At 40.1% G+C, this 22854-nt stretch carries 21 protein-coding genes and 1 tRNA gene; 11 read left to right on the forward strand and 11 right to left on the reverse strand.

Annotated features, from left to right (window positions below; all coding sequences use genetic code 11):
- Window positions 1-111: 111 nt before the first annotated feature.
- Both H6G41_RS22100 and H6G41_RS22105 read right to left on the reverse strand, forming a co-directional pair.
- Window positions 112-312, reverse strand: coding sequence for a hypothetical protein (locus H6G41_RS22100; protein WP_190748650.1), 201 nt, complete (start codon window positions 310-312; stop codon window positions 112-114).
- A gap of 274 nt (window positions 313-586) precedes the next feature.
- Window positions 587-1381, reverse strand: coding sequence for a Ycf66 family protein (locus H6G41_RS22105; protein WP_190748652.1), 795 nt, complete (start codon window positions 1379-1381; stop codon window positions 587-589).
- Between the two features lie 313 nt (window positions 1382-1694).
- Between H6G41_RS22105 and gndA the strand changes: the two genes are divergently transcribed.
- Window positions 1695-3125: an NADP-dependent phosphogluconate dehydrogenase gene (gene gndA, locus H6G41_RS22110; protein ID WP_096647240.1), complete on the forward strand. Its 1431-nt coding sequence runs from the start codon at window positions 1695-1697 to the stop codon at window positions 3123-3125.
- 94 nt (window positions 3126-3219) lie between these two features.
- Here the strand turns inward: gndA and H6G41_RS22115 are convergent, their stop codons facing one another.
- Window positions 3220-3657, reverse strand: coding sequence for a fasciclin domain-containing protein (locus tag H6G41_RS22115; RefSeq protein WP_190748654.1), 438 nt, complete (start codon window positions 3655-3657; stop codon window positions 3220-3222).
- Window positions 3658-3894: 237 nt separating this feature from the next.
- Between H6G41_RS22115 and H6G41_RS22120 the strand changes: the two genes are divergently transcribed.
- From H6G41_RS22120 to H6G41_RS22135, 4 genes are all read left to right on the forward strand, one after another.
- Window positions 3895-4131: a DNA-directed RNA polymerase subunit omega gene (locus H6G41_RS22120; protein WP_096593431.1), complete on the forward strand. Its 237-nt coding sequence runs from the start codon at window positions 3895-3897 to the stop codon at window positions 4129-4131.
- Window positions 4132-4212: 81 nt separating this feature from the next.
- Window positions 4213-4752, forward strand: a complete 540-nt coding sequence (locus H6G41_RS22125) for a hypothetical protein (RefSeq protein ID WP_190748656.1) — start codon at window positions 4213-4215, stop codon at window positions 4750-4752.
- A gap of 7 nt (window positions 4753-4759) precedes the next feature.
- On the forward strand, window positions 4760-5125 hold the full coding sequence (locus H6G41_RS22130; protein ID WP_190748658.1) for a DUF1818 family protein: 366 nt from the start codon (window positions 4760-4762) through the stop codon (window positions 5123-5125).
- A 50-nt stretch (window positions 5126-5175) separates the two neighbouring features.
- Window positions 5176-5249, forward strand: a tRNA-Pro gene (locus H6G41_RS22135).
- A 286-nt stretch (window positions 5250-5535) separates the two neighbouring features.
- Here the strand turns inward: H6G41_RS22135 and H6G41_RS22140 are convergent.
- The 7 genes from H6G41_RS22140 to H6G41_RS22170 all read right to left on the reverse strand — a co-directional run bounded on the left by H6G41_RS22140 (window position 5536) and on the right by H6G41_RS22170 (window position 15964).
- Window positions 5536-6246 carry a Rho termination factor N-terminal domain-containing protein gene (locus H6G41_RS22140; RefSeq protein WP_190748660.1) on the reverse strand — a complete coding sequence of 237 codons (711 nt, stop codon included), beginning with the start codon at window positions 6244-6246 and terminating at the stop codon, window positions 5536-5538.
- Window positions 6247-6259: 13 nt separating this feature from the next.
- Complete coding sequence (locus tag H6G41_RS22145) at window positions 6260-7609, reverse strand: AAA family ATPase (RefSeq protein WP_190748662.1); 1350 nt, start codon at window positions 7607-7609, stop codon at window positions 6260-6262.
- Window positions 7610-8184: 575 nt separating this feature from the next.
- On the reverse strand, window positions 8185-9582 hold the full coding sequence (locus H6G41_RS22150; protein WP_190748664.1) for a glycoside hydrolase 100 family protein: 1398 nt from the start codon (window positions 9580-9582) through the stop codon (window positions 8185-8187).
- Between the two features lie 1180 nt (window positions 9583-10762).
- The gene (locus tag H6G41_RS22155; protein ID WP_190748666.1) at window positions 10763-11383 is read right to left on the reverse strand and encodes a hypothetical protein; all 621 of its coding nucleotides are present in this window, start codon (window positions 11381-11383) and stop codon (window positions 10763-10765) included.
- Window positions 11384-11421: 38 nt separating this feature from the next.
- Window positions 11422-12576 carry a hypothetical protein gene (locus H6G41_RS22160; RefSeq protein ID WP_190748669.1) on the reverse strand — a complete coding sequence of 385 codons (1155 nt, stop codon included), beginning with the start codon at window positions 12574-12576 and terminating at the stop codon, window positions 11422-11424.
- A 524-nt stretch (window positions 12577-13100) separates the two neighbouring features.
- Window positions 13101-13856, reverse strand: coding sequence for a class I SAM-dependent methyltransferase (locus tag H6G41_RS22165; RefSeq protein ID WP_242038008.1), 756 nt, complete (start codon window positions 13854-13856; stop codon window positions 13101-13103).
- A gap of 80 nt (window positions 13857-13936) precedes the next feature.
- The gene (locus H6G41_RS22170; protein ID WP_190748671.1) at window positions 13937-15964 is read right to left on the reverse strand and encodes an SdrD B-like domain-containing protein; all 2028 of its coding nucleotides are present in this window, start codon (window positions 15962-15964) and stop codon (window positions 13937-13939) included.
- 718 nt (window positions 15965-16682) lie between these two features.
- Between H6G41_RS22170 and H6G41_RS22175 the strand changes: the two genes are divergently transcribed.
- From H6G41_RS22175 to H6G41_RS22200, 6 genes are all read left to right on the forward strand, one after another.
- Window positions 16683-17537 carry an ABC transporter ATP-binding protein gene (locus H6G41_RS22175; RefSeq protein ID WP_190748673.1) on the forward strand — a complete coding sequence of 285 codons (855 nt, stop codon included), beginning with the start codon at window positions 16683-16685 and terminating at the stop codon, window positions 17535-17537.
- A complete protein-coding gene (locus H6G41_RS22180) occupies window positions 17494-18348 on the forward strand; it encodes an ABC transporter permease (RefSeq protein ID WP_190748675.1) in 855 nt (284 codons plus the stop codon). The genes H6G41_RS22175 and H6G41_RS22180 overlap by 44 nt, the downstream gene beginning before the upstream one ends.
- A 13-nt stretch (window positions 18349-18361) precedes the next feature.
- Window positions 18362-18826, forward strand: coding sequence for a MarR family winged helix-turn-helix transcriptional regulator (locus tag H6G41_RS22185; RefSeq protein WP_190635485.1), 465 nt, complete (start codon window positions 18362-18364; stop codon window positions 18824-18826).
- A gap of 303 nt (window positions 18827-19129) precedes the next feature.
- Complete coding sequence (locus H6G41_RS22190) at window positions 19130-19957, forward strand: metallophosphoesterase (RefSeq protein WP_190748677.1); 828 nt, start codon at window positions 19130-19132, stop codon at window positions 19955-19957.
- Between the two features lie 526 nt (window positions 19958-20483).
- Window positions 20484-20828 (forward strand): hypothetical protein, encoded by a 345-nt coding sequence (locus H6G41_RS22195; protein ID WP_190748679.1) that lies wholly within the window; start codon window positions 20484-20486, stop codon window positions 20826-20828.
- Between the two features lie 475 nt (window positions 20829-21303).
- The gene (locus tag H6G41_RS22200) at window positions 21304-21762 is read left to right on the forward strand and encodes a DUF3172 domain-containing protein (RefSeq protein WP_308796269.1); all 459 of its coding nucleotides are present in this window, start codon (window positions 21304-21306) and stop codon (window positions 21760-21762) included.
- Between the two features lie 155 nt (window positions 21763-21917).
- Here the strand turns inward: H6G41_RS22200 and H6G41_RS22205 are convergent, their stop codons facing one another.
- Window positions 21918-22643, reverse strand: a complete 726-nt coding sequence (locus tag H6G41_RS22205; protein ID WP_190748683.1) for a cytochrome b/b6 domain-containing protein — start codon at window positions 22641-22643, stop codon at window positions 21918-21920.
- Between the last annotated feature and the right edge of the window lie 211 nt (window positions 22644-22854).

A 22854-nucleotide genomic window follows, 5' to 3' on the forward strand; every position in this document is an offset into this window, starting at 1 on the left:
TGGAACCACTCTGACCCCATCCCGAACTCAGAGGTGAAACGCTGCTGCGGCGACGATAGTTTGAGGGTAGCCTCCTGCCACAATAGCTCGATGCCAGGTTTATTCTTCCACTCATAAAGCCTTTCTAATTAATTTTAGAAAGGCTTTTTGTTTATCTGAAGCTGATAAGATAGCCTCATATTCTGACAATTGATTACATGCAACCTTCGTTCGGAAAGTTTGAGCCATGACTTCGCAACGTTTGTATAGTGCAATACCTTTGCCAATTTCCTTGGCAATACCTGAAACGCCGTCTTCGTTGGTTAATGCCAAGAACTCTTGACGAATTGCGTATTGCGTTCTGCACTTTACTTCCAACTTGGAAATTTAACCAAATCTATCATTGCATCAATTGCCGGACGAAAGCACATTCTTGAGGCTCTATCTGTTGCCAGATTTTAGAGAATTGGTATTACTTGCTCTCACACATACATCTGCGGTAAAAAGTTTTTAACTTTTCTGTTGTTGGTTCCATCTCACCCCCCGCTTTTGTCCTGATTGAGTAAAACCCAACATAATATTAGGTAAATGCTGGGTTTCATTCAAATTAACTAGCGGTATTATGGGGTGGTAATTGTTCTGGTGGTGCTTCTGCTGGGGGAGCAAGTACCGCATCCGGTGCAATTTCTTCCACAGGAATCGGTTCTTTATGCTCAATTTCCGAATGTGCTTGTGCTGCTTCCACTAATTCCGGCGATGGGGGATTTGGTGGAATCACTTCTGGTAGAGTCTCAGTTGTCGTAGCTGCTTCTGTAGTAGTAACTACCTCTTCAGTTGGTATTTCTGATATGGTAGTTTCCAGCTTGGTAGTAGTAGCTACTTCTTCTACTGCATTTTGTGTGACAGCAGTAGTATTGTCGATAATCTCTACAGTCGGTAAAACTTTGCTAGCAGCAGATGTTGCTGTAGTTGTTGATTTTGGCGGTACTTTTGGCGGAGTTTTTTGAAGTTTATCTTTGACTCCAGTCAAGGTGTTACTAACACCCTTTTGCAACTGGCCTAATCTATCTGTTAAAGACAGCTTAGTCACCTGTTGCTGAATTGAAGTTTTCACCGCTTCCGAACTGGGTACTGGTGTCTGTTGTAGCTTTGGTGTCACTTGGCGACGTAATGATAAAGTTTGCCAACCAAACCAACCCAAAAGAGCAACACTAGCTACATGACCCAGCAAAAGACCGCCATTAATGCGTTGTGCAAAAACCCATAATATCAGTGCGTAAAACAGCCCTACACCACTCCAAATAAAATCATTCTTGCGATGGATTTCTGGAAAAAAGAAAGCTGCTAAGTAAATGGCTAAGCTCCCAAGACCCACCGCTAAAGCTAGGACATATGCCAGCATTATTTGGTAACTCCTTACTGTGTCCTTTTTACTGGGGATTAAGAGTTAGAGGTTAAGGGTTCAGGGTCAAAAAATACTCAAGTCCCTAGTCCCTAATGTCTAGCTCCTAGCCCCTTTGATCGGATATTTCAATTTTGCAAATTTTACAAGTTAATTGTTGATTTAGATACAAATTAAAACTAAATATCTATGTTAGCTGTGTATTTTTGCAGCCAAAATAAATTCTTTCTTAATGTCTTCTTTAGGAGAGAAGCGAAAATATCGGACTACCCTAAAGATAAAAGGATCTGCAAGAGTTAGCCAAACATAGTTTATGACCCTACAAAGCTTTGGTGTGATTGGTTTAGCCGTTATGGGCGAGAATATCGCTCTGAACGTCGAGCGTAATGGCTTCCCAATTGCAGTTTATAACCGCTCCAGAGAAAAAACCGACGCCTTCATGGCTCAACGCGCGCCAGGACGGAACGTCAAAGCCGCCTTCACCTTGGAAGAATTCGTTGCTGCACTAGAACGTCCCCGCAAAATTTTAGTGATGGTGCAAGCTGGTAAGCCAGTTGATGCGGTAATTGCTCAATTAAGACCCTTGCTGGATGAAGGCGATATCATTATTGACGGTGGCAACTCTTGGTTTGAAGACACAGAACGCCGCACCCAGGAATTAGAACCCACTGGACTTCGCTACATTGGGATGGGCGTGAGTGGTGGTGAAGAAGGCGCACTCAATGGCCCTTCACTCATGCCTGGTGGGACAAAAAGCTCTTACGAGTATTTGTCACCAATTTTTAACAAAATCGCGGCGCAAGTCGATGATGGCCCTTGTGTAACATATATTGGCCCCGGTGGTTCTGGTCACTACGTAAAAATGGTTCACAACGGCATTGAGTATGGTGATATGCAGCTAATTGCTGAAGCCTACGATTTGCTGAAAAATGCCGGTGGACTCGATCACAATCAGTTACACGAAGTCTTCGCTCAATGGAACACCACTGATGAACTCGATTCATTTTTGATTGAGATTACGAAGAATATTTTCCCCTACATCGACCCTGAAACAAATTTACCGCTCGTAGATTTGATTGTGGACGCAGCAGGTCAAAAGGGTACTGGACGTTGGACTGTACAAACTGCATTAGAATTGGGTGTTTCCATCCCCACAATTACCGCCGCAGTGAATGCGCGGATCATCTCTTCCATTAAAGATGAACGGGTAGCCGCATCCAAAGTTTTGACAGGGCCTAGCGGTAAGTATGATGGCCAAGTTAAAGACTTTGTTAACAAAGTGCGTGATGCTCTGTATTGCTCAAAAATCTGTTCTTACGCTCAAGGAATGGCATTGCTATCCACAGCCTCAAAAACATATAATTGGGGTTTAAATTTGAGCGAAATGGCGCGGATTTGGAAAGGTGGCTGTATTATTCGCGCTGGCTTCTTGAATAAGATTAAGAAGGCTTTTAACGAAAATCCAGCATTGCCCAACTTGCTTTTAGCTCCAGAATTTAAGCAAACAATTCTTGACAGACAAGCAGCTTGGCGGGAAGTAATTATCACAGCTGCCAAACTGGGAATTCCTGTTCCAGCATTTAGCGCATCTTTAGATTACTTTGACAGCTACCGCAGCGCACGCTTGCCACAAAACCTGACTCAAGCACAACGCGACTACTTCGGCGCACACACCTACCTGCGTACCGATAAGCCTGGAAGCTTCCACACTGAATGGGTTCCCATTACTGAAGCTAAGAAATAATCAACTCCATCTTGTAATGGGGTAGCCAGGTTAAATACTTATTGAGCTAGTGGTTCTGATTTTCAGAGCCACTTTTTTGTTCATCAGCAACAAATCACGCTACAGACGAACTCGTTCCCCCAGCAATTAATGCAGGGATTAACACTGCATCAATCACATGGATTACGCCATTATCAGCTAAAATATCAGTTTGCAGGACATTGGCATCATTGATCTTGACTGCACCATGAGTAGACTCTATAGCTAAAATTGACCCCTCAAGTGTTTCTGCTTCATTAATTTGCACCAAATCATCAGACCGAACATCCCCAGAGGCTACGTGATATGCCACAATTTTCTTTAACTTGGGAATATCTTGCAGTAGCTTATCTAAAGTTCCTTCTGGTAACTGAGCAAAAGCATCGTCAGTAGGTGCAAAAATTGTCAAAGAACCAGGACGCTTGAGAACTTCCGTTAGTCCCACAACTTCTACAGCCTTTAGCAAGGTAGTGAAATTTCCTGCATTAATAGCAGTTTCTACAAGATCAGCCATGCACTTAGGTTACTTTATTAACTTGCTGTTACAACATACTTATAAAAGGACAAAAGTTTCTTAACCTCTATCAAGAGAAAGGTTAGGAGCAAGAACACAGCAGTAAATTTCTCAGTGCTGCTAAACTGGGGAATGACACAGAACGGATGAAGAATCAAAGATTAAGCATGAAAATGTTGTGTTTCATACTTCATAATTAAAGCTTCATCCTCCAGATCACCATAAGAACCACTGACTATGCTAAAGCGTTCTAAGTTCGAGACAACTCAGTCTCAGATTATGCACCGTGCTGAGGATCTGATTAGTGCAGCCTCAAATCGCTACCGCATTACAGTTCAAGTGGCAAATCGTGCCAAGCGTCGCCGTTATGAAGACTTTGAAAGTGCAGAAGATGCAATGATGAAACCTGTACTCAGGGCAATTATCGAAATGTCTGATGAACTGACTCAGCCAGAAATTATTGGCGAAGTATAAAATATAGTCCTGAGTTGAAAGTGTTGATTTATGAGTACTGTATGTATTCTTGTTGCACTTTTAACTCAGAATATTTTGCTTATGAATAAAAAATATTTTTTTGTTTTGCAGTCGCGCTTCATACCCAAAACTCTACACTTAGCAGTGCTTTTGTGCGTGGGGACTGGAATTATTTTGAGTTTAGGAATAGGCGAATCAAAATATACAGCTTTTCTTACTGTCCGACCTGCATTAGCTCAAAGAATCAGCCCTGGTGATGTATGGCAGCAAGTGTACCAGCAATTGCCAGATTTTCCTAAAGAAAACCAGTATATCAGCAAGGAAACTGGCAAAGTTGCCGAAAATAATACCTTAGCCGCTCGTTTGATTAGATATCACATTTATGTCAAAGAGCGTTCTCCAGCTTATCGTTTAGATTGGAAGCTGACATTGGCTGATTACCTGAATGCCAATGAAACTATGTATGATATTACTTATCCAGGGCATGATACATTACGGGAAAATCCGATAGAAAGCGATCGCGCTGCTATTGCCAAGCTTACCCACACCCAGCGAAATGCCCTAGTGCAAGTCTTAACTAACATCTTTAGTTCTAGTTATTCAGCAACACCCCAACCATAATTAGTCTATGGAACGTTTAGTTAAAAGCGGCCCTGGTTGGCGTATTGGTTGGAACCCTCATGCACCTGAGTTTAAAGGTTTATTGGGTACAGATGATTGGGCAGTTGAATTAACCGAAGCCGAATTGAACGATTTTTGTCGTCTGCTGGTACAACTAGCCGACACCATCAAACAAATAGCAAGCGAATTGATGGATGAAGAGAAAATTGCTTGCGAGGCCGAAAGCGATTTATTATGGATGGAGGTAGAAGGCTATCCCCACAGCTACAGTCTGCGCTTCATCCTGAATACAGGACGCTGTGCAGAAGGTCAATGGGATAATTCTGCCGTCCCTGGTTTGTTGCAAGCAGCTGAGATGCTCAAAGTTTTTTGAAGAAATCTCTTGATTATCCTCAAACTTCTTGCTACTATAATAATTCTGACCGGGGCGTAGCGCAGCTTGGTAGCGCGCCACTTTGGGGTAGTGGAGGTCGTGGGTTCGAATCCCGCCGCTCCGATTATTAAAATCCCTAGCCTGCCTTCCTTTTACAGGATTCGGCAGGCTTTCCCATTTCTAGGGGTTTAAGCTCATACCAAAATCACACCAATTTTGTACCACTTTTCCAACCTTAGTCTTTATTTTTAGAGTTTCTCAATTGCCTCATAATTAACCCAACACAGAAATTTGCTATAGGTCTGTGTTTTTGCCCAGCCATTTCACTTCCGTGTAAGTATCTAAAAGTAGAATAATTTCTGTAAATGAAAGCGCTGAGATTGAGGTGAATTAGTTAACTCATCATTAGATTAATTAGTCGTTAGCAGAGCAACTAACTCTTGCTTCTTTTTCTTAGCAAACCCAGAAAGTCCTTGTTTTTTAGCCATATCTTTGAGTTGTGTAATTGTTAATTTATTCAGATTAATATATGTAGTAGCTTCAGGTTTAGCCACTTCTGGTGCAACAACTTCTGCTGTTAATTTAGGACTCAGATAAAAAACCTCATTGAGCGCATCTAGTTTTTTTCCTTTGGTTATGCCACACTTTAGCTTTATAATTGGCTCTAAAGTTGTCCAAGATTTTCGTGGAGCTTCTTCAATGCGATTAGTAGCAATTGACAACTTTACACCTGTCATTTCACTATTAGGTTTTTCAATAAGGTACTGCAAAGCTGCCTGAATTTCATCTCTGCTAGCAGTAGAGAGATTCACTTTAGGTGTTAACTCACCAGTCAAAATCTTGGTTAACTCAAATGTTGTATCAGTCGAATCCGTAACAATGCACCAGACTCTTTCTAGTTGAGCCTCTTCAGCAATTGCATAAACAAATGAATTACCGATAACTTCATACTTGTCTTCGTCAATTTCTTTAACAATTACTGGAACCCAATTGCGCCCACCTGACTCAATTAATTTTTTTGCAGATGCTTTAACTAAAAACTCTGGAGCATCAATTCTTTTCTCTGGATGAATTTTATCTAGAGAAAGGCACATCAAATTTCCAATGTTGCTTACGCTCATAGATATAAACCTCTTATTGTAAAAAATATTCTCTTACTAATCCCAAATAATGCTCACAGGCTATTTTATTCTTATAAACAGCAGGAATATTACTAAATGCAGCACCTGCAATATGTGCGTAACTGGGTATGCCAAAAATGTGGAGATCTTTCCTCGTCGAAGTTGTTTTAGGGAAAAAGTACGGTGTTAGGTCAATAGGATTAGGTTTGTTACTTTTGGCTCGTTCTATAATTTTGTCTATTGCTTCTTCTGCTGTAAGTTTTGCTGGAGCGGTGATAGACTCACCATTGTAAAAGATGGGCAAGGGAATTGGCCCTCCATCTCGCCTTACGTTTTGAATTTCAGGAATAAAGCGCTCAATAACGGTAGCTGCATTTTCTAAAGAATATATGCTGTTGTGCTTAGTGGGGATTAAAACCACATCAGCCGCGTAAATCGCACTCTGACTATAAAATCTCCAGTTGGGGGGAGAATCTATCAAAATATAGTCATATTGCCATTTTAAAGATTCTAGTGCTTGTCGTAGTCTGGCATAATTTATAAGTTGACGCAGGTTTTCTTCTGGAAGATTTTGCAGCTTTGCATCACTTGCAATAATATCAAATTGCCATACAGAACCTGATTTTGGTGAAACTTTAAATGAGTTTATTAAACCCTTTGGTATTTGTTGGTTCTTATCATTTACTAACCAAGAATATAAACTATCTTCTTTGGGCTTTTGACCTAGCGAGTTTGTCAAGTCCTGTTGATTAGGGTCAAAGTCAATAATCAACGTTCGCTTTCCTAACATCGTCAACATAGCCGCTAAATTGAGTGTAGTTGTAGTCTTACCTACGCCACCTTTGTTGTTATAAACTGCCACAGTAAGTGCTTTTGGTGGATTGTCTATTTTCTGCTTAATTAGCGAGATAACTTTATCTAGGTTATCTGTTGTAATTTCTGTACAAGGTGTTGCTGGGTATATAACTTTATTATGTTTTCTAAATAACTGGATATAGTCACCATTAGCTATTAATCCCCATTGAGTAGTTTTGCAATTTGGAGCAAGTAAATAATGTTTGAGTTGATTAACTGTTGACTTATATTGTGCAGCTTTTGGGTGTAAATTTATATTCCTGCCTTTTACCTCTACCAATAAGTAAGGGTTTAATTTAGTTTGGACGAAAATATCGCTGTCATAGTTTTTACGAACAGCATAATCAACTGCATTACCACCATTACCTGTACTAAATCCTGGGATAGTTTCAGTTACATCAAAACCAATTATTTTTAATAATTCTGTGATAAATATGCTACTAACTATCGGCTCAGAGGCTCCATTAGGAAGACTGATTAGCGCTTGTCTAATTCTTGAAAAGTCCATAAAATTAGTTTATATGCAACTTCAGAGTCGCTTCCACAAAAACGGCTCTCTACTTAGTGTATTCAGCAACTTTGTAATTGACATTACGTTTATTACGTAGATTCAGAAAATCATCTCTCTTCTAAAAAGCAGTCGATAATACGGTTTTGATGAGTTGCATGACCACATAAAGGTAGTGCTTTATAGTAATACACAATTTTAGTCGAGAAGGGCAATTTTATTAATTTGAATTTTCTGTGAATGCAACACTAGCAGAGCGCAACAGTACAATCGGATCGCACTGCATACAGTAAATTCACCCAAAACCCAAAACTTAGTCCAGATAATAAAAATAAAAAAATGCGATCGCACTTTATAGGGTCGCACTTTCCAATAATGCATGTGTTTATCTCATCTAACAGGACTTGCAAGGATAGTATCCTAAATAATCTTTGGGTAAAGAATATCAGCTTTACTACAGTGATATGGACATTGTCATTGATGCTAATTCCTATTAGCCTATGCTCATGTTTCTTTCTTTTGTACCCTTATATTCTCAAAAATGGATAACGTCGAGCAAAGAGAAATTAAAATTTTTACTTGACACAGCTAATTATCTCAGGGTCTTTCTCAAAACTAATTAACTGCAAATGCGCTGGATTGGCTACTAGTTCTTTAGCCATTAAGAACCCACAGATAGTCCAAGTTTGAAAATTCCTGGCTTCTTTGCCAATTAATCGCCCATTTTTACCATCATAGTATTCTGGCCATTGGTCATGGCTAAGGCGGCTTTGAGCTACATCAATAGCTTTGTTAGCAAGTTCTATTCGCTCTGTTTTAATAGCCGCAGCTACCAGCAACCAAAGTAAAACAGGCCAATTACCGCCATTATGGTAAGACCAAGCTCTATTTTTTGGATCTGAGCCGGTAACGATTTTCCATTCCAAACCGTCTAAAGCTGGAAAACAAATTTTCATCGGCATTGAACCAATTAAATCATGCCAGCGTTGTTCAATAAGATTCATAATCATTTGAGATTCTGGCTTACTTGTTAAACCAACAAGAATGGCCATTAAGTTTCCCAAGACAAAGAAGCGAAAATCTAGTTGTGAAGGCCCTAAATTCCCTGCCAAATACCCTCCAGTTTCTGGTAGCCATTCGGTTAACCAATCAGGAATAGATTCAGGATAAATGTTAAATTTATTGGCAACTTCTTTACCAAATTCTTCGCCTTTATAGCGGTAAATTTCGTTGACGCGATTGATATCTACCCAATAATATTCTTTGACATGGTATTCAAGTGCTGCTAAGCGTCGGTTAACTATTTGCAGATATTGAACACCACTATCATTTGGTAAAAGTAACTCACTGGCTGCTAATAAAGCTGCATAAAATAGTACCTGAATTTCTAAAGGATTGCCATAAACTCCCATGCGACGGTCAATCATAAAAGCACCGTCTGGAACTAACATGGTTGGGTACATGGCAAACCGATGCACTAGGCAGAAATCTAGAATTAGCTTGATACCTTGTTGAAATTCTGGTTGATAAGCTAAAGAAATATCTTTTGTGGCTTTTACATAAGCTCGTAATAAGATAACCCACCACAGACAAGAATCCACTGGCGGAACTCTGCCAATAGCGTGTTCCCCAAAATCAGCGGTCAAAATTTGCTTTTCGTCAACAATATCGACTTTGAAACTAGCAGGCATTAATCCCGGGCCTGGTTTAAAAAAATCCATTTGCTTTTCGTGACTTTGCAAGGCTAAAGTCTCGATTAAAAAGTTGCGTACAATCTCGGCTTTTCCTTGGGTGAGAAAAACCAATCCGGAAATTACAAAGTCACGGATAAAGCATTGGTCGTAGTTGAGGGCTACTCTTTGAGAGTCACAAGCTGCTACTGTGCCAATGGGACGATTGTTATAAAAAATAAGAGATTTGTCCAGTAACCTCCAAGCTTCGGTAATGGAATTAGTTTTTAAACTGATAGCCATGAGCGAATTATCCTGTAGTACTTTACATTTTATAAGTAGCGGCAACGGCGAAAGCGATCGCATCTACGCAATACGGTACTGGTTACTGGAAATGGTAAAATCGTCAGCGATATAAATAGAGTGACTCAATTAATAGCCCTCTGCCCTCATACCTCCGTATTAGTTATCAGGACAACATTGACTATTTTCATATACAAATAGTTTTTTCCCAGAAACATTCTCTAGTCGCAACTTTTCAACTCAGTCAGTCTGTCATTGGTATAAGAGCAGTATATCAATGCAGAAAATTACGCTTCCTGCTTAAGTGGATTTTGTGTATCTAAATTCCGGTATTAAGCTTTTTGAGAAATGTTCACAGGCTGAAGTGCGATCGCATTGTGGAAAATCTGCTAATCATCCGCTCGCCCGTTTGCCCCTTGAAAATATTCCCCAATCTGCCTAATTTTTTTCGTAAAATAACTATGCAACTATATTTCATGGGCTGGAATGCAAATATTATAAGGGTCGCAAGTATGACCAATAAGAAACCTTTCACGAGAAGACATAAAAAGTTATGCTTAAAATACCTAAAAAGAGCGATCGCCTTTCTGAAAAGCTCAATCAATGATTATCGTAGTCGCTAAGTGCTTAGAGAGCGTTAAGAAAAAACCCTACAGGTATATAGGATCGTACTTGTAGGGCAAAAAGCATCATTATTTTAGTAGTTTCGATGATTTTCCTCGGATGTATATCTGTCCAAAGGTATATATTTTAAAAAAATGTTACTAGTATCTCTAGTAATTTTACTTAAATAAACCAAGGGCAATCGCGCTTCTCATTCCTCGATTATCCTTGAAAAATGCCTTAAATACTCTTTTCCTAGTCTGGCTCTACAGCGCTACTTGTAATGACAAGTAAACAAAGTAACAATGGTATTGCTATTAAAGCTATGGGCATAGGGATAATCAGTGAAATTAGCCACCAAGCTAACCCGGATGCAAGAGCAAGGAAAATATAAATCATTGTTTTGGCATGAACCGATGAGCAACTATGGTATCTCAGAGTCTAGAAAATATAGTTCAGTAAATCTCACCAAATATTTTTAGCTGACAAATATTTAGCACCCTAAATAAATAACCAAAAACAAGAGCGATCGCACTAAGTAGCTCATACTTAAACTAGCGCGATCGCCTTTCCTAATTCATCGGGCTTTCCTTAAAGCATTTCTTAATTGTTTGAGATCGCGTGCTAGTTTTCCTAAACCTGGGTTATTTGCAACCTTTGGTAGATCGTTAGGGCTAAGTTGTTTCACTATCTCATTCCAGTTATTAATAGCCACAGCCAATTGCGTAATATTCACATTTCCATTGGCTAACAAACCCGTGATTGAACTGATAAATGCTTGTGCTAATTGTGGACTAACCGCATAACTTGTCAAAGCAGATTGAATTTGAGCTTTTCCTTCTTCTGCACCAACTCCCCCTACCAAAACTATGTAAATTGCTGCTGCAAAAGTATTAGGTTCAGGTGTTTGGCTAGTTATATTAATGGCAATGTTATTGAGGTTATTTTGAACTTCTTGCGGAACAACAATTTGTCCACTTGAGCTAATTTCTAAATTCACGCCTGGTAATAGCTGATTTAATTGTCCTGGTGTTTCCACATTGGTAGGAACAAAACTATCACCAGAGATACCAGATGAATCAGCAGGAATGCCTGAAGCACCAGCAGTACCAGCATTTGCTCTATTAGAAGTAACCACCAGAGAACTTGATAAAACTAACACCAAACTCAAGCCTAAAGATAATTTTTGCTTGTTCATGTTTTTATCTCAAATTTAAGTAGCAAAAAACCTAACAATTAGAACTGGAAACTATACCCAGCACTCAAACTAAAGCCAGTAGCATTAGTTGAGTTACCAGTTACGTCCGTGAAAATAGTGTTGATAACTATAGGGGTATCTCGGAAAGGAGCAAAAGATGCACCTAAATTCAAAGCACTTCCAGTCCAACTAGCTACCAAGGATGCTTCAGGTATAACTCGTAAACCTAAACTCCCGAAGAAATTTGGTGGATTATCACCTGAGCGAGATCTGAGGGCCCCTACAGAGCGAAAAGCACCACTACCAACACCCACAGAAACAGTTAAAGGTAATTTATTAGTCGGGCTATCAGGCTGTAAGTAAAATGCTCTGGTAACTACACCATAGATTGTATCTTGAGACTTATTTCCTTGTCCCCATGTAATTGGGTTTGACCAGCCAACCGCTACTGCTGTACCGTCTGCAAAGAATTTATGTAATTTGAAACCAATACCACCACTATCGCCAAAGTCTCCAAACAATTCCTTTTGACCACCGACACTGTAGATATTGAAGGCCACTTCTAGCCCTACTGATTTAACTGCATCTCCTAAACCAAAACCAGCAGATAAAGAACCATCTACTTTTCCGGTCTCAAAAGGTATGAATCCTCCACCACCAATAAAAGCTTGACCCCAACTAGCACCATAAGCAGTGGGTGTTCCCGCACTAGAACCAGGTGCACCGCCCTTGCGCGGTCTGGGGATTTCGGTGAGTATGGGTTCAATAAACAGCTCTTGACGTAATCTATTGGCTTCTCCTAAGGTATCGCCCACAGTACCAGAAGAATCTGTTTGCGCAATTACCTGAGGTAGTTTGTGCTTAAAGTCTGCATTGGGCTTGGAAGCAGATGCTTCTGATGTGGGAACAGGCGTGAATTCCCAACTAGGATTGTCTTGTTCTATAGTTACTTGGCTAAAATTGATTTTCTGTTCTGCCATAGTTTCATCATTGGCAGAATCTGCTTGTGCTTGATTGTCAGAACTGAATTTATTGATGACATTATCAACTATCAATTTATCTTCAGCAGCAGCGGCGTATGTAGATATAGCTGTAGTCAGCAACAAACTAGTAATGAAGATTTTTCCTAACCCAGAGAAAATATACTGCCCATTTTTGAGTAGTAGTATACCTATTAAATTTTGTTTAATCACAAGTTAATTCCTCACACATGAAAAAAAGTACACATTGTACAGGGTTGATTCATCCTATATTAAAGTATTTATAAATACAAGATGAATGAAAAAAATGCTTGTAATTTAGATACTTATAGACGTGCTAAGGCTTGATAAACAAGCCTTTACAAGATTTATCATAGATGAACTCTAGCCTTGTTTACTGAGATAAGTAATGTTGTGAAAAGTTATCTACTGTCCAATTGCTACCGTACTCCGATCAATAAGAGACTATTGTTTCTAGATAGGTAGACAAAAGTTACCTACCGAAATGTTTGGTGACACGCCTAGATGGGATGGAACGTTGTAACGGGTGAAGAGTTTGACCAACCCGTAGCATTAGGTAGATGATCTGTCCCTGTTCGTGAGCGTAGTTTATAGACAGCAGTGAATTCACTATTCAGTTATAATCGCAAAATTCTATAACGCCAACCAAAAGTCAAGGGCAAAGTTTTTGAGGCTTTTGATGAGAGACAAATGACCACTGACACAACTGACACAAGTCATAATTTATGTGCTACGAAGGCTGTATGGACTGGTGGTAGAGAATATTGACCATAACTACCCATTGTCTGAACTTGGAAGCCAGCTTGATGGAGTTGATTAACAATATCTGTCGCTTGATATAAACGTTGGTGATGTAGTTCATCATCCCGTCTGTAGTATTCTCCAACTTTGCGAAAGGTGATAATACGACGGGTTAAGATACTGTGTTCTTGATTTTCTTCTTTTTCAACGAGTATTACCCAATCGTCACCTTCTGTGAATCCTTTGGTAATTCCTGGTGTTAGCTGTCCTGGTTCTGCAATGTCGAAAATGAAGATACCCCCAGAAGTTAAGGCGTGATAGATGCGATGGAAAAGATTGGTTAAGGTTTGGCGATCGCTTTTTGCATCAAACTGATAGTTGAGACATTCGCCAATTGAGGTCACAGCATTGCAAGGGGGGATCTCAGCCTGAAATAGAGAATCAAGGCGAAACTCCGCATTTGGTACTCTGGCGCGAGCGATCGCAATCATCGCCTCAGAAATATCAATTCCCAAAACATCATAGCCAGCTTTGGCGAACTCTTGCGCTGATAAGCCGCTACCACAACCTAAATCTACAATCAGTCCTTTGTGGATGTTGTGTTGAGCGAGAATTGCCAATATTCCAGGAGCAGATTTCAATGCATAACCCCGAAATCCGACATCATGAATAAATGCGAGGTCTTGTTTGTAATAGCGATCGCCTATGCTCATAGCCACAAAATCTTGCATAATTACATTCTGCTACAATTGCACAGGTTTGGTGATGTAGATGCAAATGCGATCGCAATTTAGGACTGGCTTTTAACCGCCTAGATAATAGACGATTCAGGAGGAGTAAATTCCACATGCAACAATGGAGCACCTAGCGCATCGCCGTCGTATGACTCGGCTGTGCGCTTACCAGTCCCACTGATAATAGTGGCGATAGAATTACCACTACTCCAACCTTGACGATTGACAATTTCTTGAATCACAGATGCAATATTGGCAGTTCGTTGGTTAATACCTGCTGCACCTACAGTAGTCCAAGCAACAGGATTCCAAACCACAGAGGCATCTGTAGTTACTCTACTAGAAATATTGTTTTTAGAAGTAGTAAAATTGAGGGCATTATCCACATCTTCCCCTCGTATGGTCAAGTTGGTTGCAGTTGAACCGATTTCATCAACCTTGAATTGGATATAAGCATTGGTAATTTTTGACCCTTGAGGAATATTCACACCTACAAAGCGCAAACCTACAAGCTGATCGACACTATCATTAATCAGTTCTAAATCTGTACTTGTCAAATTCATTGATCCAGTAGTCCGACGCTGTTCAGCATCATCGGAACTGGAATTAACCCGAACTTCAATTACCTTTGGTTGCGGTGGTTGCGGCAGAAACTTATAACCAAAGTCTATATTGACCTTTGTCTCATCTGTCGCCAAGCTAACTACTGATTGACCGTCCTTAGTAGCATCAGGATCGCTAGTTATTTGCGCTCCACTAGGCAAGGTACTGCTATCTACCTGAACAGTGTAAGTACCTGCCGATAGATTATTAAATGTATAGTGACCATTAGTGTTAGTTAATTTAGTTGCAAGAATTTGTTGCGCTAAGTTCAGCAGTTTGACGCTAACATTGGCAATCCCAGTTTCCTCAGCATCTTGGATACCATCGCCATCGGTGTCATTCCAGATGCGATTACCAATTGAACCTTGGGGTTGGGGAGATGTAGTCCCACTTTCAAAAGCTCCTAAATCTGGTGCAGAACCGTTGTATGAACTGCTGGTTAGGTCAAGTACTGTTCTACCTCGCCATTGGAAAAATGCAGTTCCCTTATCAATTGCTGGACTAACTGTTTGTAATTCCGAGGACGTACTTAACAGAGGATCGGCAAATATAGTGGTACTAGTATCGACATTACTACCTTGAATGTTTGTACCATTGTTCCAAAATAGATTATAAGCAGCAATAGAATTTCCATCTACACCCTTCATTGCAATTCTGGTGTGATTGATGAAGATATTATTGATGGCAACTAGATTGTCTCCACCAGTTAGTCCATGATTGTTATTTTTAAAAGTGTTACCAATGACATCTATAGGTTCCGGGATACTAGCAGCTCGATAGTCTTCCGATGAGTCTCCGTTATCCATTAAGCCTAAACCGGCATCTCTATTTCCTTCAATCAGATTGTTTTCTATCCGGTAATAACGTTGAGAAAACTCTGGATAATCAATCAGCTGAATACCATCGCCATTATTAGCGGAGATAATATTTCTGCGAATGATATTGTTAAGGACTGTAGTACCTGTATAGCTGTTCATTCTTACTTCGATACCATCGTTACCGTTCTTACGGATGATGTTATCTTCAACAACTACATCTGCAACTTGATTAATATCAACACCATCATCTTTATTGTTTTCGATGAGGTTATTACGCGCGGTACCACCACTTACACCGCTAGAAACCAACTTATAGTTAATACCATCTATGGTGTTAGTAATGTAGTTGTTAAGAATATCTACTTTCGTTCCCTCTACTTTGATTCCATCACCACCATTGCGAACGGTAAAACCAATTAATTTTGCACCAGCAGGAACTGTATCTGTAAATCGCACCACATCAGGGTCGGAATCTACTAACGATCCACCACCATCGATGATAGTTGTCATAATGGCATTGGAATCGCCGGTAGTTAAAAACTCGGAAGCCAGTGTAATGGCCTTTCCAGATATAGTTAGTGTTTCGCGATAAACCCCCGGAGCAACGATAATGGTGTCTCCATTTTTGGCTGCATTGATGGCTTGTTGAATAGACTGACCCGCAGAAACATTAATTATTGCCATAGTAAATCCTCTTAATAATTGCTCATTGGAAAAGTTTTATACATGAAATTCCACATGAAGTGGCTAGCGGATGATTATTGAAAGCATCCACAAATCAGGGAGAATGAATCTAAATATTGGCAAGAAATGCTAACTAGAGGTGTGTTCCAAGTTTTACATACTGAGGTTTAAAGAGAGCGATCGCTCTCATGTTACGGTGTTGGCTCTCTTTCATTGGCTACACACTTACAAATAATTTGGGGTGAGTCCGAGGTTCTTAAACAATTGATAAACTGATTATTTATTTAACATAAATTTTCCATGATATTCCCAACTTTATCTAATCTTTAAAAATCAAACAGCCTCCCGATTAAGTATTAGAAAATACTGCTATCAAATCTCAAACAATAATTATCTTTTTAAGATTTATTAATTGTGTTGAAAGAAAAAATTTTGAGATTTTATCTGTATTCATCTGTTTTATTGCTATCAAATATTGAACTAAAATCCTGTTATCGGAAGAGGCAAGCAAGCGCTTTTCCATGCATGGAGCGGAGTAGAACAGGAGTAGAACATGGGTATAAGCTTCGCCCCGGTCTTCTTCTTGCCCTTTTCCTCTTATTCAGAATCTCTCTCTTCTAGCCCCTATTTTTGAGCTAAGTACTTGACTTACTGTAAATATATGGGAAGCTAATAATTAGGGAGTCTAATTATTCTTATAAGGAAGTGCATCGAAATCGTGACAAAACTGACGAGAAAAGCCGACCGATTAGAAATTCCTATACATTATCCGGAATCGGTCTTATTAGAAACACAAGAACTGACGCGCCGTTTTGACAACTTTATAGCGGTGGATGGGCTAAATATTACTGTTGCCGCTGGTGAGGTGTTTGGCTTGCTTGGCCCCAATGGAGCCGGGAAAAGTACAGTAATTAAGATGTTGACAACCCTACTCCCAGCAAGTGCGGGTAGAGCAAGCATCGCCGGCTATGATGTCACCCATCAATCCCAGGCTGTGAGAAGAGCGATCGGTTATGTACCGCAAGCGCTGTCTGCTGATGGGACGCTGACAGGTTATGAAAATCTCTTAATTTTTGCCAAATTATATGACATTCCCCCCAAACAACGCCAACAGCGTATCCGTGATGTCTTGGAATTTATGGGTTTGGTGGAAGTAGCTCATCGCTTGGTGAGAAATTATTCGGGGGGAATGATTCGCAAGCTAGAAATCGCTCAATCTATCTTGCATCGACCGCAAATTATGTTTCTCGATGAGCCAACAGTGGGGTTAGATCCGGTAGCGCGTAACCAAGTCTGGAATTTGGTGCAGGAACTCCGAGAAAATTACGGCACAACTATCTTTTTAACAACTCACTTTTTAGAAGAAGCCGACAGTTTGTGTAATCGAGTAGCAATTATGAATCGGGGTAAAGTAATTACCACAGGTTCACCCACAGATTTAAAGGCTGGTTTAGATAAACCAAACGCCACCTTAGATGATGTGTTTATTCACTACACAGGGGACGAATTAGCATCAGGAGTTAGTTATCATGACATCAAAAGAACCAGACGTAATGCTCAACGGTTGGGTTAAACCAAAACCTACAGATAAAGGCAATTTTATCTCTGCAATTAAAGAGCTATTTCAGAAAACTCTTGTGATCGCAGAACTAGAAATACGTAAACTCCGCCACGATCCCTATGATTTACTCATTCGTGGCGTACAACCTGCATTGTGGCTGTTAGTTTTTGGGCAAGTTTTTACTCGCACTCGCGCTATCCCTACAGGTAACTTATCTTATTTAGAGTTTATGGCTCCAGGGATTTTGGCTCAGAGTGTGCTATTTGTTGCCATTTTCACTGGTGGAATGACGTTGATTTGGGAACGAGATTTAGGAATTGTGCATAAATTCTTAGCTACTCCCATACCTCGTGCGGCGATGGTGTTGGGTAAAGCTGTAGCTTGTGGCGTGAGAAGCTTATCGCAAATAGTCATCATCTATGGATTGGCACTGTTATTAGGTGTGAAGCTCAACCTTCACCCCTTAGCTTTATTGCAAGTAGTGGTGATTGTTCTGTTAGGTGCAGCTTGTTTTTGTGTTTTTTCCTTAATTATTGGCTGCTTAGTCAGAAGCCGAGAAAGGTTTACAGGGATAGGACAACTGATTACAATGCCGTTATTTTTTGCCAGTAATGCTATCTATCCCTTAACATTGATGCCAGCTTGGCTGCATTTGATTTCTAGCATCAATCCCTTAACTTATGAAGTTGATGCATTACGGGGCACAATGATCGCCAATGGCTCTAGTGTTTATGGGTTTGGTATGGACTGTACAATTCTCTTGTTAACATTAATAGGCTTAACTGTGATCTGTGGACGACTTTACCCACGGGTGGCAATGTAATTAGGAGAAAAAGATGGCCAAGCTCGGAAAACCAACGGAAGAATGTGCTGCGAGAGTAATGGAAACAGTTCCTTTACTAATGCGGTTTATCCGAGCAGACATGCGCAGTCATAATGCTGAATCTTTATCGATACCTCAGTTGCGATCGCTCGCTTTTCTCAATCGCAATCCTGGTGCATCATTATCTGAGGTAGCAGAGCATTTAGGCGTTACCTGTGCTACAGCATCAACTACAATTGAACGCTTAGTTCAACGCAATCTGGTAGAACGTAACGATCACCCCCAAGAACGGCGGCGAATAGTGCTGAATTTAACGGAAGCGGGAACAATGCTGTTAAAGCAATCCCAAGCAACTACTCGCGCTCATATTGCCGATATTCTTGATAGTTTGACGCCAGAGCAAGTATCAAATCTTGAAGAAGGCTTGACTTTATTAAAAAATGTCTTCGAGCAAACAGAAATTAAAAAAGCTCCTTAACCATAGTATCGGTCGTTGGTGGTGGAATTGGCATGATTCTTGTAGTTATTGCAACGGCGCTGATTTGGCCACAGATGCGGAAGTTAGGTGCGTTGCATGAGTATGAGTGAAGAATATCTATATCTTAGTTAAGATGCTGCTCTGGATGCGGAATGTAATATTCCGCATTTTTTTTATTTTTTCAACCTAGAGAGCCAAGCGATTTTACATAGAGAAAATCACTACCTATAGTTATTACCAACGGCAAATGGCAAATAGTAACTTTAAAGGTTAAGTTTTATTTGTGCTGACTGACTAAATAATATGGACTTAATTTCTGAACCTTTAAGCACCGAATATTTAAACATTCAAATTACCGGACTATCTCCATTATTACGCAATACGAAGATAGTCCAAATGTCTGATTTTCACTATGATGGGTTGCTGTTATCGGAAGAATTGCTGACCCAAGCAATTAAGATCAGCAATCAAATTCAACCCGATTTAATAGTATTAACAGGTGATTTTGTTACAAACCTTCCCTACCCCATATATCAATTAGCAAAGCGATTGCAAAATTTAAAAAGTCGGGCTGGTATTTATGCAGTTTTAGGAAATCATGATTTATATTTTCCTAATTCCAAATCCGAAATAACTAATGCTTTGACTGCTGTGGGTATTCAAGTTTTATGGAATCAAGTAGCCTATCCTTTAGGTTCTGAATTAGCTTTGGTAGGACTTCCTGATTATTGGTCGCCGGATTTTAATCCTGCTTTGGTAATGGAACAATTGGAGGTAAATACGCCGCGAATTGTCTTATCTCATAACCCCGATAGCGCCGAAGTACTGCAAAAATGGCGCGTAGATTTGCAACTTTCAGGACATACTCACGGTGGACAAATAGTGATTCCTGGAATTGGTTCGGTACCTTACTGGATTTCTTCATTTCGGCAAAATATTCCCGAATTCCTTTGGCCTTGGATACCTTTTTTACAGGGAAAATGGCCGAAAGTTGTGAAAAATTGGCAATGGGGTCAAGGTTTACATTGGGTAGGAAAAAACCAGCTTTATGTGAATCGTGGTTTAGGAACTTTCCCCCCCGGACGTTGGTATTGTCCACCAGAAGTAACTGCGATCGCTTTGGTTAAATAAAATATTGACAGAAAGTCGGCGCTTGCCTAATCCTTCAAGGGGTGGGACGATCTGAAAATGACGCTGCACTATCGTAAATCCAAAATCTAAAATTGATTGACCGCCCACCAAGGTGGTTTTATTTTGCTCACACTGGTAGTAAAAGCTGAGCATAAGTACTTATAAAGGTATAGATAGCTGCGCATAATTAAATATTAATTTAATTAGATAGACATAAAATCATATATTCGGGTATAAATATATCTAGACAAAATCTAGCTTAGTATCATGTTTCCAAAAATACTAAGCTTTTTTTAGTGGGAGAAAACAAACTATTTAAGGAGCCGCGATCTCCTGATTCTCGTTTACTTGTGTAAAATTGGCTGAAATTCTTGCATAGCAAGATTTGTATAACTTATGAAATTTTGAGATCCGTTCCTTATTGACAGTAAAAAAGAATTTACTGTCAATTAATTGAAGCTCCCTATCTACGCAAATAAATTCTGAGTATACATCATGCACTAGTAATGCTACTGAGGCACAAGAAATGCACATCGGAACCCAGGAACTTCACAACTACTTAAAATCATCAGCAAGCAGCCAAACCTGTTACGTCTTTTCCGCCCTGTGCAGGGCAGGTTGGACACCCCAGGTTATTTTTGATGAAGATTGTGGAGTCAGCATTCAATGTCACGAGGGAAACCTCATACTTACGGCTTCCTCTCCCGATGATTGGGTGAGTGGGGCTTTCTCCCTGATGACGATCAATGGCATCACGATCGCCCGCTTTGGGTTGTTTTGTGATACCGCATATATTGATTTAACACTGGCAATGTTGCAGAACATTGCTAATGAGTTTCTAATACGACTTGAGCAAGACATTTTTGCTTAAGCAGGGAACGAAGTTAAGCGGGGTTGAAGAAGGCAGGAGGCAGAAGGCAGCACTTCGACAGGCGCAGTGACCAGGCAGAAGGAGTAATTGAGAGAAGTTAAAATCTCCTTCCAATTACAAGCGCCGTTAACCGCCGGGGTTTAAAACCCTTGCTCCCTTTGGTCGCTCTCAGAGGGGGGCGTGCGGTCGGTCGCCAGACTTGAAGCACCTGGTGTCAACTGCCGTCAGGAAACAGTATTCCCGAAGGCCTCCAGTAAAGCTGCCCTCTGCCTTTCTTGATAATTTACTTGAGCAGTTGCAGGCAATTCTTGCCAATAATCGGCATACTTAAAGAGAGAGATCACTCTAAACAACTCTCTGCTATCTGAGGCGTGAAGGTAAACCAGCGACAATGAGACGTACAACCACTAATAGATCATCGGCTAATAGTTCTCGATCATCTTCATTCCAATCTTCAATATTTAACTTCACCACCATAGCAATTTTGGGGGGTGTGTTTGTGTTAGGAATTGGAATTGGTATTGCTTTTAGCTCGACAACCACTTTATCCCCATCTAATGTGGCTTCTCGTGAATTTATCGATACCAAAGCACCAAACCCTGAGATTTGCGTGCAATACGGAGCCAGCGCAATGGTAATGGATGCGAGACTTTTTGTCACTCTTAACCCATTTAATGTCTACGTTGCTCAACCTAGTATGCGCCCTGGATGCGTTCTCCGTCAAAATAACTGGGCGCTCTTAGAACAGCGTAAGCTAGTAACATCAGATCAGGTAAGAGAATGTAAAAATCGTCTGAATACTTTTGGCTTCACAGGTAACTTAGATACCGATAAACCTGATATTAGATGTATTTATCAAAATGAAGCTGCGCAAAACTTCTTTATGTCTCAACCAGGAGCAGTTGCGCCATCACAAGAAACGGATAGATTCTAATTTAAAATTCGCTCATTCAACATGCAAATTTGCAGTCGAATTTGCAGATATTTTCCATAGGGAATATTATCCTGTATGAAACTGAGCGGAGTTGAAGCCACTCCGCTTTTTAGCTAATTTTAGACGCAGTCATGAGCGCAGCAAAATTTGTTGATTTAATCACCACCAGAGAACAACAAAGGTAAAATCAGCGCTGCAAAAATGCCAATGAGCACAATGATTTCAATAATGCTGAGAGGGAAATTATTCTGCCGCAGATTATTAAATTCTCCGGCAAAATTAGCTGAGAAATTACTCAACCAATTACGTAACCGTCTATTCCATTGTGTGGGGCTATCTTCCGAACGAACATTTGGCGAAAATATAGATAATAATAAAGGCGCACCACCTACTTTTGTAGACATCAAGATATGAATTGCTAAACAGCAAACTAGGATTGCCCAAGCAATAAGATGTAGGTAGTACCAACCTTGATTTAAATCTCCTGTAGGCAACCATTCTTCTTGCATCATTCTGCCAGAAAATACAGCTAAAAGCGCCGCAATTAGCATTAATGTATTAGCAATTCTTTGCAAACTCACCCACCAAATCGGTCTGCCAAGTTGAGTTAAGTTTTGTAAGGAATCTTTTTGTAATAACCGTTTATTACCTGCATGAAAGCTATAAATTGCTAAGACAGGGAAAACAAAAAAGAAAAATACTGCAAATGTCCCGTGAATATCTATAATTGGCCCAATACGCGGGATGGGTATTTTCCCAAACCTGCCATCGAAGGTATTGTAAACTAAAAAACCTGTGATGATGGCAGCGATCGCTAAAATTCCACTCACAGCGTGAATAATCTTTAACAACAAAGGCTGATAGGGTGCAGAACGAGACATGAGTAATTACCTCAGTAGTTATTTATTCAAAAATATTATTGAGTATTACGCCCGTCTCAGGGAAGAGAAAATACTAAATTAATGATGTAGATGTTTTTTGTTAGTCAGTTAATCATGAGAAAATCCTTCTTCTCCGTCAACAATCAACAGTTAACAAGGGGATCGCTGATAATTAAAATTTTCTACGTCAGCCAATAACATCAGTCTTTTC

Source organism: Tolypothrix sp. FACHB-123 (assembly GCF_014697075.1).
In the GTDB taxonomy this organism is placed as follows: domain Bacteria; phylum Cyanobacteriota; class Cyanobacteriia; order Cyanobacteriales; family Nostocaceae; genus Aulosira.

Excerpts from the sequence above, each read along its gene's own strand:
- H6G41_RS22170 (WP_190748671.1), bottom strand. The coding sequence starts at position 15,964 with ATGGCAATAATTAATGTTTCTGCGGGTCAGTCTATTCAACAAGCCATC.
- H6G41_RS22125 (WP_190748656.1), top strand. The coding sequence starts at position 4,213 with ATGAATAAAAAATATTTTTTTGTTTTGCAGTCGCGCTTCATACCCAAA.
- H6G41_RS22145 (WP_190748662.1), bottom strand. The coding sequence starts at position 7,609 with ATGGACTTTTCAAGAATTAGACAAGCGCTAATCAGTCTTCCTAATGGA.
- H6G41_RS22115 (WP_190748654.1), bottom strand. The coding sequence starts at position 3,657 with ATGGCTGATCTTGTAGAAACTGCTATTAATGCAGGAAATTTCACTACC.
- H6G41_RS22150 (WP_190748664.1), bottom strand. The coding sequence starts at position 9,582 with ATGGCTATCAGTTTAAAAACTAATTCCATTACCGAAGCTTGGAGGTTA.
- H6G41_RS22205 (WP_190748683.1), bottom strand. The coding sequence starts at position 22,643 with ATGTCTCGTTCTGCACCCTATCAGCCTTTGTTGTTAAAGATTATTCAC.
- H6G41_RS22120 (WP_096593431.1), top strand. The coding sequence starts at position 3,895 with ATGCTAAAGCGTTCTAAGTTCGAGACAACTCAGTCTCAGATTATGCAC.
- H6G41_RS22180 (WP_190748675.1), top strand. The coding sequence starts at position 17,494 with ATGACATCAAAAGAACCAGACGTAATGCTCAACGGTTGGGTTAAACCA.
- H6G41_RS22105 (WP_190748652.1), bottom strand. The coding sequence starts at position 1,381 with ATGCTGGCATATGTCCTAGCTTTAGCGGTGGGTCTTGGGAGCTTAGCC.
- H6G41_RS22165 (WP_242038008.1), bottom strand. The coding sequence starts at position 13,856 with ATGCAAGATTTTGTGGCTATGAGCATAGGCGATCGCTATTACAAACAA.
- H6G41_RS22140 (WP_190748660.1), bottom strand. The coding sequence starts at position 6,246 with ATGAGCGTAAGCAACATTGGAAATTTGATGTGCCTTTCTCTAGATAAA.
- H6G41_RS22190 (WP_190748677.1), top strand. The coding sequence starts at position 19,130 with ATGGACTTAATTTCTGAACCTTTAAGCACCGAATATTTAAACATTCAA.
- H6G41_RS22195 (WP_190748679.1), top strand. The coding sequence starts at position 20,484 with ATGCACATCGGAACCCAGGAACTTCACAACTACTTAAAATCATCAGCA.
- gndA (WP_096647240.1), top strand. The coding sequence starts at position 1,695 with ATGACCCTACAAAGCTTTGGTGTGATTGGTTTAGCCGTTATGGGCGAG.
- H6G41_RS22130 (WP_190748658.1), top strand. The coding sequence starts at position 4,760 with ATGGAACGTTTAGTTAAAAGCGGCCCTGGTTGGCGTATTGGTTGGAAC.
- H6G41_RS22185 (WP_190635485.1), top strand. The coding sequence starts at position 18,362 with ATGGCCAAGCTCGGAAAACCAACGGAAGAATGTGCTGCGAGAGTAATG.
- H6G41_RS22155 (WP_190748666.1), bottom strand. The coding sequence starts at position 11,383 with ATGAACAAGCAAAAATTATCTTTAGGCTTGAGTTTGGTGTTAGTTTTA.